This window comes from Streptomyces sp. NPDC101234, assembly GCF_044767525.1.
Taxonomy (GTDB): Bacteria; Actinomycetota; Actinomycetes; order Streptomycetales; family Streptomycetaceae; genus Streptomyces; species Streptomyces sasae.
Genome location: NZ_JBIWOA010000009.1, coordinates 51,369 through 65,068, shown reverse-complemented (window position 1 = coordinate 65,068; position 13,700 = coordinate 51,369). Strand labels below are relative to the sequence as shown.

At 73.0% G+C, this 13,700-nt stretch carries 10 protein-coding genes; 5 read left to right on the top strand and 5 right to left on the bottom strand.

From position 1 onward, the window contains the following. Positions 1–98 precede the first annotated feature (98 nt). Both ACIRR9_RS18155 and ACIRR9_RS18150 read left to right on the top strand, forming a co-directional pair. Positions 99–770, top strand: a complete 672-nt coding sequence (locus ACIRR9_RS18155) for a TetR/AcrR family transcriptional regulator (protein ID WP_403752474.1) — start codon at positions 99–101, stop codon at positions 768–770. A gap of 65 nt (positions 771–835) precedes the next feature. Next, positions 836–2,002, top strand: a complete 1,167-nt coding sequence (locus ACIRR9_RS18150; RefSeq protein WP_403752471.1) for an FAD-dependent oxidoreductase — start codon at positions 836–838, stop codon at positions 2,000–2,002. Here ACIRR9_RS18150 and ACIRR9_RS18145 read toward each other — a convergent pair. Further along, complete coding sequence (locus tag ACIRR9_RS18145; protein WP_403752468.1) at positions 1,977–2,657, bottom strand: TetR/AcrR family transcriptional regulator; 681 nt, start codon at positions 2,655–2,657, stop codon at positions 1,977–1,979. The two genes, ACIRR9_RS18150 and ACIRR9_RS18145, sit on opposite strands and share 26 nt — an antisense overlap. 104 nt (positions 2,658–2,761) lie before the next feature. On the opposite strand from ACIRR9_RS18145, the gene ACIRR9_RS18140 reads away from it, so the two are divergent. Further along, positions 2,762–3,319 carry an NAD(P)H-dependent oxidoreductase gene (locus ACIRR9_RS18140; protein ID WP_403251181.1) on the top strand — a complete coding sequence of 186 codons (558 nt, stop codon included), beginning with the start codon at positions 2,762–2,764 and terminating at the stop codon, positions 3,317–3,319. A gap of 52 nt (positions 3,320–3,371) precedes the next feature. Here the strand turns inward: ACIRR9_RS18140 and ACIRR9_RS18135 are convergent, their stop codons facing one another. Further along, positions 3,372–4,253 carry an LLM class F420-dependent oxidoreductase gene (locus ACIRR9_RS18135; RefSeq protein ID WP_403752465.1) on the bottom strand — a complete coding sequence of 294 codons (882 nt, stop codon included), beginning with the start codon at positions 4,251–4,253 and terminating at the stop codon, positions 3,372–3,374. A 203-nt stretch (positions 4,254–4,456) separates the two neighbouring features. Here ACIRR9_RS18135 and ACIRR9_RS18130 point away from each other — a divergent pair, with 203 nt between their 5' ends. Beyond that, on the top strand, positions 4,457–5,431 hold the full coding sequence (locus tag ACIRR9_RS18130) for an alpha/beta hydrolase (protein ID WP_403752462.1): 975 nt from the start codon (positions 4,457–4,459) through the stop codon (positions 5,429–5,431). A 233-nt stretch (positions 5,432–5,664) separates the two neighbouring features. Here the strand turns inward: ACIRR9_RS18130 and ACIRR9_RS18125 are convergent, their stop codons facing one another. Both ACIRR9_RS18125 and ACIRR9_RS18120 read right to left on the bottom strand, forming a co-directional pair. Continuing rightward, a complete protein-coding gene (locus tag ACIRR9_RS18125) occupies positions 5,665–6,123 on the bottom strand; it encodes a (2Fe-2S)-binding protein (protein WP_403752460.1) in 459 nt (152 codons plus the stop codon). Positions 6,124–6,154: 31 nt separating this feature from the next. Continuing rightward, positions 6,155–8,209: a molybdopterin cofactor-binding domain-containing protein gene (locus ACIRR9_RS18120; RefSeq protein WP_403753064.1), complete on the bottom strand. Its 2,055-nt coding sequence runs from the start codon at positions 8,207–8,209 to the stop codon at positions 6,155–6,157. A gap of 185 nt (positions 8,210–8,394) precedes the next feature. Here ACIRR9_RS18120 and ACIRR9_RS18115 point away from each other — a divergent pair, with 185 nt between their 5' ends. Further along, positions 8,395–9,561, top strand: a complete 1,167-nt coding sequence (locus ACIRR9_RS18115) for a helix-turn-helix domain-containing protein (RefSeq protein ID WP_403752457.1) — start codon at positions 8,395–8,397, stop codon at positions 9,559–9,561. Here the strand turns inward: ACIRR9_RS18115 and ACIRR9_RS18110 are convergent. Further along, positions 9,555–13,589, bottom strand: coding sequence for a molybdopterin-dependent oxidoreductase (locus tag ACIRR9_RS18110; protein ID WP_403753061.1), 4,035 nt, complete (start codon positions 13,587–13,589; stop codon positions 9,555–9,557). The genes ACIRR9_RS18115 and ACIRR9_RS18110 overlap by 7 nt on opposite strands. Positions 13,590–13,700: the final 111 nt, after the last annotated feature.

Genomic DNA, 13,700 nt, shown 5'->3' with positions numbered 1-13,700 from the left:
GTGGTTCACGGTTGGACGAATTGGGCCCCGCCATCCCATCGAACGAACATGTTCGTGGCGACCTTGTTCGCAACGAACATGTTCGTTACTGTGGAGTCATGCCCACCACCCCCCGCTCCCGCCGGGAGCGCCCCGCCAAGCCCGCCCTGACCAGGGAGGGCATCGTCGCCGCCGCCCTGGAGGTGCTGCGCGCCGAGGGTCTGCAGAAGGTCACCATGCGGCGCCTGGCCCAGGAACTCGACACGGGCCCGGCCTCGCTGTACGTCTACGTCCGCAACACGGACGAACTGCACGCGGCGGTCCTGGACGAGCTGCTCGGCACGGTCGGCCCGGCACCCACGGAGGGCGACTGGCGGGAGCGGCTGGAGCGGGTGCTCATCGACTACACCCGGATGCTCCTGGAGTACCCGAGCCTGGCCCGCTCCGCGCTCACCGCCTGGCCCAGCGGCCCGCACTACCTGAACCTGATCGAGACGCTGCTGGGCCTGCTCGACGAGGGCGGGGTGCCGCGCGATCGCGCCGCCTGGGGCGTCGACCTGCTGCTGCAACGCGCCACCGCGACCGCCGCCGAGCACGCGGGCGGCGGGTCCCAGGAGGACTGGAACTCGCTCGGCCGGGTCCTCGGCGAGGTGTCCGAGCACACGCACCCGCACATCGCCGCCGCCTCCGGGCTGCTCCTGGCGGGCGCTCCCGAGGTCCGCGCGTCCTGGGCTTTCCAGGCACTGATCAGCGGTATCGAGCACACCGCCGTACCCGATTCACACGCCTAGATCCGCACGACTGGATCCACACGGCTGGATCCACCTATTCGGATCCGCACGCCCAGGAGGCCATCATGTCCACTCCCCACTTCCCCATCGCGATCATCGGTGCCGGTCTGGGCGGGCTCACGCTCGCCCGGGTGCTCCATGTGCACGGCATCGAGGCGGCCGTCTTCGACCTCGACGCCTCCCCCGCCGCCCGTACCCAGGGCGGCATGCTCGACATCCACGAGGAGTCCGGCCAGGCGGCGCTGCGCGCGGCCGGGCTGTACGACGAGTTCCTGGCGCGGGTCCACAGCGGCGGCCAGGCGGTACGGGTGCTGGACCGGGACGCCGGCGTCCGGTTCGAGGAGGCCGACGACGGCACCGGCGGACGCCCGGAGATCGACCGGGGCGATCTGCGCCGGGCGCTGCTCGGCTCACTGCCCGAGGGCCTGATCCGCTGGGGGGCGAAGGTCGCCGACGCCCGTCCGCTCGGCGCCGGCCGGCACGAGGTGACCCTGGAGGACGGCGGCAGCTTCACGACCGGCCTGCTGGTCGGCGCGGACGGCGCCTGGTCACGGGTGCGGTCGCTGGTCTCGGACGCCCGGCCCGCGTACTGCGGGGTGTCGTTCGCCGAGGCGGACCTGCGGGACGCGGACGTACGGCACCCGGTGAGCGCCGAAGTGGTCGGCGGCGGCATGCTGTTCGCGCTGGGTGCGGGCCGGGGCTTTCTCGCCCACCGCGAGAGCGACGGCAGCCTGCATGTGTACGCGGCGGTGGAGGCACCCGAGGAGTGGCTGGACGGGATCGACTTCACCGACACCGAGGCGGCCAGGCGGGCCGTCCTGGAGCACTTCGACGGCTGGGACAAGAGCCTGCGGGCGCTGGTCGCGGACGCCGACGGCGCACTGGTGCCCCGGCGGATCCACGCCCTGCCGGTCGGCCACCGCTGGGACCGGGTGCCCGGGGTCACCCTGCTCGGTGACGCGGCCCATCTGATGTCGCCGTTCGCGGGCGAAGGCGCCAACCTGGCCCTCGTCGACGCCGCCGACCTGGGCCTCGCGCTCGTCGCGCGGCCCGGCGACCCGGAGGCCGCGCTGGCCGCCTACGAGGCGACGATGTTCCCGCGCGCGGAGTCCGCCGCGGCGGAGTCCGCGGCGGGCGGCGCCATGCTGTTCCGCGCCGACGCCCCACAGGGGCTGGTCGACATGTTCACCGGCCACCGGGGAGAGATCAGCGGGGCGGCTCCGTCCGAGTGACACGGGCGACCAGGTCGACCCAGCCGGCCTCCAGGCGCTCCATCGGCATCCCGCACTGCTGGGTCAGATGGTGGATCTGGGCGGGGTCGAGATAGGCCAGCATCGTCTGGGCGAGCAGTTCGCAGTCCGCGTCCGGCTGGATCTGCCGCAGCAGCACCGTGAGATGGGTGCGCAGCGCCTGGACCGAGGGGTGGGAGTAGCGCCGGTTCGGCTCCGGCTGGGCGGCCAGCCGCAGGTCCAGCTGCTCGGCCGTGCGGTAGAGCACGGCGATGCCGAACGCCCGCAGCCGGTCGACCGGCGGGGCGCCGGGGCCCAGCGGGGGCGGCCCGCCGAGGAAGTCGGCCTGGAGCTGCCGGGACGAGTGGTCGAGGAGCGCGGTCAGCAGGCCGGTGCGGTCGCCGAAGCGGCGGAAGACCGTGCCCTTGCCCACTTCGGCCGCGGCCGCCACCGCCTCCATCGTGACCCCTTCCACCCCGTGCTCGGCGATCAGCCGGGTGGCGGCCTCCAGCAGCCGGGCGCGGTTGCGGGCCGCGTCGGCGCGCAGGCACGGCTCTTCCGGGCCGGGGCCCACCTCGAGCAACTGAGGGGTGTCGAAGGGCTCCTGGGGCTGCGGGAAGGGCGGCAGGGCGCTGGACATGAAGACAGCGTAAAGCATCGGGAACAGAACTGGACCGCGGTCCGCTTAAGGTGTTACAAATTCATCCGGACCTCGGTCCGGTTTGCAACAGCAGTGTTAACAGCCCCCCTCTGGAGTTCCCCATGTCTGTCCGCATCCTTGCGCTCGTCGGCAGCCTTCGCGCCGGTTCGCACAACCGCCAGCTCGCCGAGGCGGCCGTCAAGCTCGCCCCCGAGGGTGCCGAGGTCGTCCTCTTCGAGGGCCTCGCCGACATCCCGTTCTACAACGAGGACATCGACGTCGAGGGCAGCGTCCCGGCCGCCGCCGCGAAGCTGCGCGAGGCCGCCCAGGCCGCCGACGCGTTCCTGCTCTTCTCCCCCGAGTACAACGGCACGATCCCGGCCGTCCTGAAGAACGCCATCGACTGGCTGTCCCGCCCGTACGGCGCCGGCGCCTTCGGCGGCAAGCCGGTCGCCGTCGTCGGCACCGCGTTCGGCCAGTTCGGCGGCGTGTGGGCGCAGGACGAGACCCGCAAGGCCGTGGGCATCGCCGGCGGCAAGGTGCTGGAGGACGTCAAGCTCTCCATCGCCGGCTCCGTGGTCCGCTTCGCCGAGACCCACCCGGCCGATGACGCCGAGGTCGCCGCCGACCTGGCCGAGGTCGTCGCCCGTCTGCACGGCAACGTGGGCGTCGCCGCCTGAGGCACCGCCTGAAAGGGGCCGGAGTCCCCGGCCCCTTTTGTCATGCCGTCGGTCAGTCGATCGCGGCGAGCCGCTCCACGGCCGGGGCCGCGAAGCTCTCCATCCACCCCGAGGTCTCGCCCAGGCGCGGCGCGAGGATGACGGTGTCCACGCCGAGTTTCGCGTAACCCTCGATGTCCCGGGTGAAGGCGTCCAGGTCGCCCTCGGTGGCCGGCTCGGCGCCGTACGCGATGGTCTTGCGGATGGTGTCGTAGTCGCGTCCGACGGTGTCGCAGTGACCGCGCAGAACTTCGAGCTTGTGCCGCAGCTCCTCCGGGGAGCCGGGGATGAGGTTGCAGGCGTCCGCGTACTGGGCGACGAGCCGCAGGGTCTTCTTCTCCCCGCCGCCGCCGATCATGATCTCGGGATGCGGCGCACTGACCGGCGCCGGCACGCACAGCGTCTCGGCGAGCTTGTAGTGCTTGCCCTCGAAGGGCCCGTTGTTCTCCGGGTCCCACATCTGCAGACAGATCCGGAGTGTCTCCTCCAGCCGCTCGAAGCGTTCGGCGAGCGGCGGGTACGGCACACCGAGACCGTGGTGCTCACGGTCGTACCAGGCGGCCCCGATGCCGAGCGTGGCCCGGCCGCCGGACACCACGTCGAGGGTCGTGGCGATCTTGGCGAGGAGTCCCGGGTGACGGTACGTCACGCCGGTCACCAGGGCGCCGAGCCGGACCGTGGAGGTACGGCCGGCGAGGTAGCCGAGGGTGGTGTAGGCCTCCAGCATGGGGTCCTCGGCGCCGCCGTTGAACTCCATCTGGAAGTAGTGGTCCATCACCGAGACCCAGCTGACGCCCGCCGCCTCGGCCGCGGCAGACGCGGCGGCGAGTTCGGCACCGAGGGCGGGTCCGCCGCCGGGGTGGTTGAACCGGTTGATGTGCACGCCCACGCGCATGGCCGTTCTCCGTTCCGCCGGGATCGTCGTCCGCCCTCCCGACGCTAGATCTTGAAGTGCGCTCGAAGTCAAGCCGCCCGGCGGGTTCCGGACCGGCACCCGCCGGATGGCGGGGAGCTTCCGCCGTCCGGCGGCCCCCGGTGCACGCACGGTCGCACGGATCATGCTGTACGAGCCGCCGTACCCCGACGCGAGGAGCAGCCATGACCTCCGTACCACCCCCGTTCGACCCCGAACTCTCCGCCGCCCTGGAGCTGATCAAGGACGTGATCTCGCCGGCGATGACGATGGAGGACATCGCCACGATCCGGCAGGGCGAGGGGATCCGGCTGCTCGCCGAGCTGGACCTCACGATGGACGGGGCGTTCGAGGTGCAGGACCGCACGGTGCCCGGCCCTGCGGAATCGCCCGAGATCTCCCTCCTGATCTGCCGCCCGGTCGCCCCGGCCGCCGTCGGCCCGCTCCCGGTGATCTACCACGTGCACGGCGGCGGCATGGTGATCGGCAACAACCGGGTGGGCATGGACGTCCCGCTGGCCTGGGCGAGGGAACTCGGCGCGGTGGTGGTGTCGGTGGAGTACCGGCTGGCGCCCGAGCATCCTCATCCGGCGCCGGTCGAGGACGTGTACGCCGGGCTGCTGTGGACGGCGGAGCACGCGAAGGAGATCGGCGGCGACCCGGACCGGATCGTGATCGCCGGCGCCAGCGCGGGCGGCGGCCTCACCGCGGCCCTGGCCCTCCTCCTGAGGGACCGTCAGGGCCCGTCGGTCATCGGCCAGATGCTGCTCTGCCCGATGCTGGACGACCGCAACGACACCCCCTCCGGCCACCAGATGAAGGGCCTCGGTGTCTGGGACCGCACGGCCAACGAGACCGGCTGGACCGCTCTCCTCGGCGCGGCCCGGGGCGGCCCCGACGTCTCCCCCCACGCGGCCCCGGCTCGCGCCACCGACCTCACGAACCTCCCCCCGGCCTTCCTCGACGTGGGCTCCGCCGAGACCTTCCGCGACGAGACGGTCACCTACGCCTCCCGCATCTGGCAGTCCGGCGGCATCGCCGAACTCCACGTCTGGCCGGGCGGTTTCCACGGCTTCGACGGCTTCGCCCCGCAGGCGGCCCTGTCCCAGTCGGCGCGGGCGGCCCATGTGGACTGGCTGCGGCGGCTGCTCGCGGGCTGAGCGAAGGTCGACCGACGGGCACCGGCTGCTTCACCGGGACCCGTCGGGGCGTCGACCGGTGCACGCTGCCGCGGGCATCGGCTGCGTCGACCGGCGCACGGTGCCGCAGGGACCGGCTGCGCCGATCTCCGCCGGGCACCGCACCAGCCGCTTGCCCCAGGAGCATGCCCTCGCCCGAGTTCCCGGAGTGCCGCGGCCCGGGACCCATGTGGCCGGCGACGGCCTTGGCGGCCTCAACCTCCGTTCGCCGATGCCTTCTTGATCGCCTCTCTGATCCTTGAGTAGGTGCCGCAGCGGCAGACGTTCTCGATGCGGTCGATGTCGGCGTCCGTCGGGTGCGGGGTGCGTTCGAGGAGGGCGGCCGCCGCCATGATCTGGCCGGGCTGGCAGAAGCCGCACTGGGCCACGTCGCAGTCCAGCCAGGCCTGTTGGACGGGGTGCAGGGTGTCGCCGTCGGCGAGGCCCTCGATGGTGGTGACCGTGCGGTCCGCGCAGTCGGCGACCGGGACCGTGCACGGCTGGATCTCCGCGCCGTCGAGGTGGCTGGTGCAGGCGCGGCAGACGCCCACCCCGCAGCCGTACTTGGGGCCGGTGACGCCGAGCAGGTCGCGCAGGACCCAGAGCAGGGGCATGTCGGCGGGGGCCTCGACGGTGACCGGTTTGCCGTTGAGGACGAAGGAGTACGAACGCATCGGTGCCTTCTGGGAGTCGGGAGGCGGTGGGTCAGAAGTCGAGGGGGAAGCTGCGGGGCTTGGTGCCGGTGGCGCGGGCGTAGGCGTTGGCGACCGCGCCCGCCGCCGCGGGGACGCCGAGTTCGCCGGCGCCGCCCGGCTCCCGGCCCGACGGGACGATGTGCGCCTCGAACTCCAGTGGCGCGTGCCGCTGGCGGGCGTAGTGGAAGTCGGCGAAGCTGCCCTCGCGCACCGCGCCCCGGTCGATGTGCAGCCCGGCCCGCAGCACGGTGGAGATGCCGTCGACGGCGGTGCCCATGAGCTGTGCCTCCAGACCGCGCGGGTTGACGGCCGTACCGACGTCGGCGGCCATCACCACCTTGGTGACCCGGGGGTTCTTCGGGTCGGTGGCGTCGATCTCGGCGAGGCAGGCGACGGCGGACCCGTACTCCTCGTGGACGGCCACGCCCTGGGCCGTACCGGAGGGCATGGGGCGGCCCCAGTGCCCGGCGGCGGCCGCCTTGGCGAGTACGGCCTTCACCGCCTTGCTACGCAGGGTGGTACGGCGGAAGGCGACCGGGTCCTGGTGCAGGCCGCGCGCCACCTCGTCGACGACGATCTCCTCCGCCGTACGGCTCGTCCCGGAGTCCACCGAGCGCCAGGCGCCGAGCGGGATCGCCAGCTCGATACCGCCCGAATCGCCGCCCACGCGACCGAAGTCGTACAGCCCGCTGTCGCTGGGCAACGGCCGTACCCCGCCGGTCTGCGCGGCCAGGCCGGCCTTGTCGGACGACTCCCCGACCGAGGCCGTCATGTGCTGGAACGCCACGACACGGCCGCCCGCGACGCTGGCCCGGATCCGGTGGTGGCTCGCGGGGCGCATCCTGCCGTGCCGGGTGTCGTCGTTGCGGCTCCACATCAACTTCACGGGCCTGCGGGCCGCCTTGGAGACGAGCGCCGCCTCGATCGCCGCGTCGAACTCGAGCCGCCGCCCGAACGAGCCGCCGCCGCGCAGCACATGGACCCGTACCGCCGACTTCGCCAGTCCGAGCAGGCCGGCGACGGTGTCGCGGGCGTCCATCGGCGTCTGCGTGGAGAACCACAGCTCGGCCCGGTCGGAGCGGACGTCGGCGATGGCGGTCAGCACTTCCATCGGGGCGTGGCTGACGAAGGCGAACGCGAACTCGCCCTCGATCTGGGTCGATCCGTGGGGTGGGGTGCCCAGGCGGGGTACCGCGGCGCGCAGCCGGGAGCGGATCTCCTTGTCGGACAGGGGTGCCAGCGGGCCGGGAGCCCAGGTGATCCTCAGCGCGTCCCGGGCCTGGAAGGCGTGGTGGAAGGTGTCGGCCACGACCGCGACTCCGCCGGGGATCCTCACCACCGCCTGTACGCCGGGCAGGGCGCGGGCCGCGGTGTCGTCGAGGGAGACCAGCCTGCCGCGCAGCGTCGGCGGCCGGGCCACCACGGTCGGCTTCGCCCCGGCCACCGCCAGGTCTCCCGTGTATTTCGCGGCGCCGGTGACGATGTCCCGGGCGTCGATCCTGGTCGTCGGCTTCCCGATCACCTTGTGCCGGGCGGCCGGCTTGGGCTTGCTCGACACATCGGGGGTCCGGATCCGGGCGGCGCTCGCGGTGAGCGAGCCGAAGGTGGCCATCCGGCCGTCCGGGGCGACGACCCGGGTGTTCCAGGTGCGCAGGGAGTGCGCGGGGAGCCTCCAGCGGCGGGCGGCCGCGGTCACCAGGCGGGCGCGCGCGGTGGCGGCGAGCTGCCGGGCGGGGTCGTACAGGGACCTGACCGAACTGGACCCGCCGGTGTACTGGTTGCCCTTGCTCCGGGCGTCCGCGAGCGGGATCCGTACGTCGGTGAGGCGGGCGTCCAGTTCCTCGGCGATCATCATGGCGACGGCGGTGGTGATGCCCTGGCCGACCTCGACCCGGGGCAGCCGTACGACGACCTCGTTGGCGGCCGTGACCTCCAGGACCAGCATCTCGTCGTCGGTGCCGGTGACCAGGACGTCGGAGGCCTGGGTGGCGCCGTCGGCCCGCTGGGTGTCGCAGCCGAGCGGGGCCGCGACCGTGAGGGTGGTCGCCGCCACCGTGTAGACCATGAATCTCCGGCGGGACGGTCCGGCGTCCCGCACGGGCTCGTTGCGGTCCAAGCGAGAGCTCCTGTCGGTCGGTGCCTGTGTCAGAGCTGTGTCTCGACAGCCGTGTCCTGACAGCTATGAGGGACGAGGGTCGGCATCGGTTGCCTGCCTCCTCCGCGCACCGCCGGATGGCGCATCATGGCGGTATGAAAGAGCTGGCGGGGCGGCTGGCCGCGGTGGACCCGGATGCCGGGGCCGCCGTCGCGGTCATCGCCTACTTCGACCGGCTGGCCGAGGCCCGGGCCGGTCTGGAGGCGCTGGTGCGCGGGGCCGCCGTGCTCGCCGGCTGTCCGGCGCGGCTTGCCGACGAGGAACGGCGGGTCCGGCTGCGGGTGGAACCGGACGGCCGGCGCAAGGACAGCGGAAGCGACCCCGAGCCCGGCTGGCCGTGCGCGCCGCTGGTGCCGGGCGGGCCGCCCGCGCTCTGGCTGGAGCGGGCCGGGGACGCCGGGCCGAGCGTCGTGGACGCGGTGATCCTGGAGCGGGCCTCGGCGGCCGTACGGACCGTGCTCGACCGCACCCGGGGGCGGGCCCCTGCGCCGCCGGTGGACGATCCCGCGCTGGTGGAGACGGTCCTGGACGCCGACGCCCCGCTACCGGCCCGGCTGTATGCGGCCCGCCGGCTCGGCCTGGACACCACCGACCCGGCGGCGCGGTTCCGGGCGGTGGCGATGGCGGACGGCCCGCCCCGCATCGTGCCCGACGGCCCCCGCATCGTGACCGACGGTCCGCCCCGGGGCGTGGCGGACGGTCCGCATGGGCTCGTGGCCGACGCTCCGCAGCGGATCGTGGGCGGCGGCCCGCAACAAGTCGTCGCCGGCGGCCCGCGCGGGATCGCGGCCGACGGACGTCCGGTGCCGTCGGCGGAACGTGCCGGTGTGGGCCCGGCCGTGGCCGTCGTGGATCTTCCCGACTCCTGGGCGGCGGCCCGCACCGCGCTGCGGTTCAGCTCCGACGGCGGCGCGCAGGAACCGGGGGGCCGGCCCGTCGTGCACAGCGACGAACTGGGCGGTGTCGCGCTGCTCGCCGGTCTCGTCGTACCCGGAGCCGAACCGGCGCCGGACGTCCGTGCCGTGGAGGCCGCGGCGGCGGACGCGCCCTGGATGCTGCGCACGCTGCACGCGGTCGCGTCGACGGCGAGTCTGCGGGCGGCGGCCGTCGAGGTCAACGTCCATCACTCCACGCTCCAGGACCGGTTGACGCACGCGGAGCATCTGCTGGGCTGGCCGGTGCGCACCCCGCAGGGCCGGTTCCGGCTGCAACTCGCCCTCACCATGCGGCAGCTGATGCGGAACCGGTCGACGGATCAGTAGACGTCCCGGACGTAACGCTTCTCCGTGGCCAGCTGTTTCACAAAGGCCGTCGCCTCGTCCTCGGTCAGTCCGCCGTGCAGGGTGGCGATGTCCTTCAGGGCGTTGTCGACGTCCTTGGCCATGCGCGAGGCGTCGCCGCAGACGTAGAAGTGGGCACCGTCCTGGAGCCAGGACCACAGCAGCGGGCCGTGTTCGCGCATCCGGTCCTGGACGTAGACCTTGGCGCGCTGGTCGCGGGAGAAGGCGGTGTCGAGGCGGCTCAGGGTGCCGTCGGCGAGCAGGGCGGTGAGCTCCTCCTGGTAGTAGAAGTCGGTGGCCCGGTGCTGTTCGCCGAAGAACAGCCAGTTGGGGCCCCGGTGGCCGCGGGCGCGGCGCTCCTCCAGGAAGCCGACGAACGGAGCCACTCCGGTGCCGGGGCCGACCATCACCATCGGGGTGGCCGGGTCGGCGGGCGGCCGGAAGTGCGGGGAGCGCTGGACGTGCACCGGGACCTCGGTGCCTGGCTCCGCGTCGGCGAGGAACGGGGAGCAGACGCCCTGCCGGGGCTTGCCGTGCAGGTTCTCGTAGCGGACGACCGAGACGGTGAGGGAGACCTGGTGGGGGTCGGTGAGCGGGCTGGACGAGATGGAGTACAGGCGCGGCTGCAGCCTGCCCAGCACACCCGCCCACTCCCCCGCCTGCGCGCGGATCCCGAACTCGGCCGCGATGTCGGCCGCCTGCCGCCCCCAGGACCACTTGGCCAGCTCGTCCTTGTTGTCGGGGCGCAGCAGTTTGCGCAGCTCGCGCGGGTCACGGGCGCGGTCGGCGGCGAACCGGAGCAGGTCCGGGGTGATCCGGGTGATGTCCAGGTGCCGCAACAGGGCCTCGGCGAAGGGGACTTCACCGACTCCGTTGACCTCTACGCCGGTTGCGGCGTCGACCCCGGTGACTGTCAGCCATTCATTCACCAGAGCATGGGAGTTGAGCGGTCGTACGCCGAGCGCGTCGCCCGCCTCGTAGACCAGCGGGGTCTCGCTGTCGCGGGTGTCGAAGGTGAAGCGGCGGACTTCCTTGCCGGCACCGGGCAGGCTGAGCAACTGGTTGCCGACGAGCCGGGCGGTGACGGGGGCCGGGCGCCTCGACTTGACGGGCGCGGCGGCCGGGAGAGCCGCGGGAGCGGGGGCGGGCTCGTCCTTGAGAGCGATGAGCACCTGGTCCAGCCAGGCCTCCGCCTGTGTCTCGTAGTCCGGTTCGCAGTCGGTGCGCGGTGCGAGCCGAACCGCGCCGAGTTCGTCCATACGGCTGTCCAGGCGCCGTCCGTGCCCGCAGAAGTCGTCGTAGCTGGAGTCGCCGAAGGCCAGGACGGCGAACCGGCGGCCCGCCAGGCGCCCGGTGTCGAGCGTCGTGAGGCCGTCCCAGAAGCCGGCGCCGTTGTCGGGCGCGTCGCCGTCGCCGAAGGTGCTGGTGATCAGCAGCAGGTCGGCGCCGGTGGGCAGGGCGGACGGGTCGGCCTCGTCCATGGCGACGAGGGAGGCCGCGTGGCCGCCCGCGGTGAGGCGCTCGGCGGTGGCGGCGGCGAAGTCCTCGGCATTGCCCGTCTGCGAGGCCCACAGGATGACCACTTGGCGGCCGGGCGTCTCCGCCGTCACCGGGACCGGCGCCGACCGGGAGTACATACCGGCGAGGGTGCCGTTGACCCACAGGGCGTGCTCGGGGCTGAAGGGCGCGTCCGGCGGCAGCACGGGAACACCGGGGGCACCGGCCGGGATGCCGGCCAGGAAGCCGACGAGGTACTGCCGTTCGCGATCGCTCAGGACCGGTGGCGGGGCGGGCCGGAGGCCGAAGACGGCGGCGGCGGACGGCAGCACGGCGGTGGGAGCGACGACGGTGGCAGCGGGCACGACGAGGGCAGGGGACACGACGGCGGCGGCTGCGGTCGATTCGGCGCCCGGTGTCTGCACGGTCACCGGTGTGGACACCTTGGTCAGCGACACCGCGCACACCTTCAACTCGGGCTGGAAGGACAGGGGGTCGACCGCGTCGCTGGTCACGGCGTTGACGCTGAGGTACTCGCCGAACAGGTCGTTCCAGTGGAAGGGCGCGAAGCAGGCCCCGGGCAGCACCCGGTCCGTGACGACTGCGGGCAGCACGGCCCGGCCGCGCCGCGAGGCCACCTCGACGGAGTCGCCGTCGGCGAGGCCGAGCGCGGCCGCGTCCTCGGGATGGACCTCGACGAACGGGCCGGGGTTGAGCTTGTTCAGTTTGGCGACCTTCGCGGTCTTGGTCAGGGTGTGCCACTGGTGCTGGAGGCGGCCGGTGTTCAGGACGAACGGGTAGTCGTCGTCCGGCATCTCGGCGGGGTCCAGGTGCGGCCTGGCGTGGAAGGCGGCACGGCCGGAGGCGGTGGCGAAGGTGAGGGACCCGTCGGCGTTCACATACCGGACCGGGTTGCGGTCGGGGCCGTCGGCGGTGGCGGCGGGCCACTGGACTGGGGTGGTGCGCAGCCGGTCGTAGGTCACGCCCCGCAGGTCGTAGCCGGTCTGCGGGTTGTGGAAGCGCTTGATCTCCTCGAAGATCTCCTCCGCGCTGTCGTAGGAGAAGCCGTCCTCGAAGCCCATCGCCCGGGCCACCCCGGCGATCAGGCGCCAGTCGGCGGTGGCCTCGCCGGGCGGATCGGCGGCCGGGCGGGCGAGGGTGAGGTTGCGCTCGCTGTTGATGAGGACGCCCTCGGTCTCGGTCCACAGGGCGGCGGGCAGGACGACGTCGGCGTAGGCGTTGGTCTCGGTGTCGGTGAAGACGTCCTGGGTCACGACGAACTCGGCGGCCTCCAGACCCTCGATGACCGTCTTGCGGTTGCCGACGGAGGCGACCGGGTTGGTGCAGATGATCCAGCAGGCCCTGATCTCGCCGTCGGCCATCTTCCGGTACATCTCGACGGTGCCCTTGCCGACGCCGTCGGCCCGGATCGTGCCGGGCTCCAGCCCCCACACCTCCTCGGCGAAGGCGCGGTCGGCGTCGACCAGGACCGACCGCTGGCCGGGCAGCCCGGGCCCCATGTAGCCCATCTCCCGGCCGCCCATGGCGTTGGGCTGGCCGGTGAGGGAGAACGGGCCGCTGCCCGGACGGCAGATCTTTCCGGTGGCCAGGTGCAGGTTGATCAGCGCGTTGGTGTTCCAGGTGCCGTGCGTGGACTGGTTGAGGCCCATGGTCCAGCAGCTGGTCCACTCCCCCGCCGCACCGATCAGCCGGGCCGCCGCGCGCAGGTCGGCCTCGGGGATACCGGTGATCTCCGCGACCGTCGCGGGCGGGTAGTCGGCGAGGAACTCCGGCATCGTCTCCCAGCCCTCGGTGTACGCGGCGACGAACCCGGGATCGGTGTGGCCGTTCTCGTGCAGCAGGTGGAGCAGGCCGTTGAGCAGCGCGAGGTCGGTGCCGGGCCTGACCTGGAGGAAGAGGTCGGCCTTGGCGGCGGTGGCGGTACGGCGCGGGTCGACGACGATCAGCTTCGCGCCCGCCTTCACCCGGTCCATCAGGCGCAGGAAGAGGATGGGGTGGCAGTCGGCCATGTTGGCGCCGATGACCAGGAAGACGTCCGCCTTGTCCAGGTCCTCGTACGAGCCGGGCGGGCCGTCGGCACCCAGCGAGAGCTTGTAGCCGGTGCCGGCGCTGGCCATGCACAGCCGGGAGTTCGACTCGATGTTGTTGGTGCGCAGATAGCCCTTGGTCAGCTTGTTCGCCAGGTACTGCGCCTCCAGGCTCATCTGGCCGGAGACATAGAGGGCGACCGCGTCCGGGCCGTGCTCGTCGACGATGGCGCGCAGCCGCCGCGCGGTCTCGGCGACCGCCGTGTCCACCGCCGTGGGCACGGCCTCCTCGCCCCGCTCGGGCCGCAGCAGGGCGGTGGTCAGACGGCCGGGAGCGGAGAGCATGTCGGCGGTGGTGGCGCCCTTGGTGCACAGCCGCCCGAAGTTCGCCGGGTGCTCCTTGTCGCCGGAGGCCTTGAGGACGCTACGGCGGCCGTCCGGGCCCGGGCCGATGTCCAGGACCATGCCGCAGCCGACCCCGCAGTACGAGCACACGGTCCGCACCTTGCCGGTGTCGGTGCTGCGCGAGTCCGGCGCTGCCACGGGCGCCCCCTGTTCTTGCTGGTCAGCCTCTTC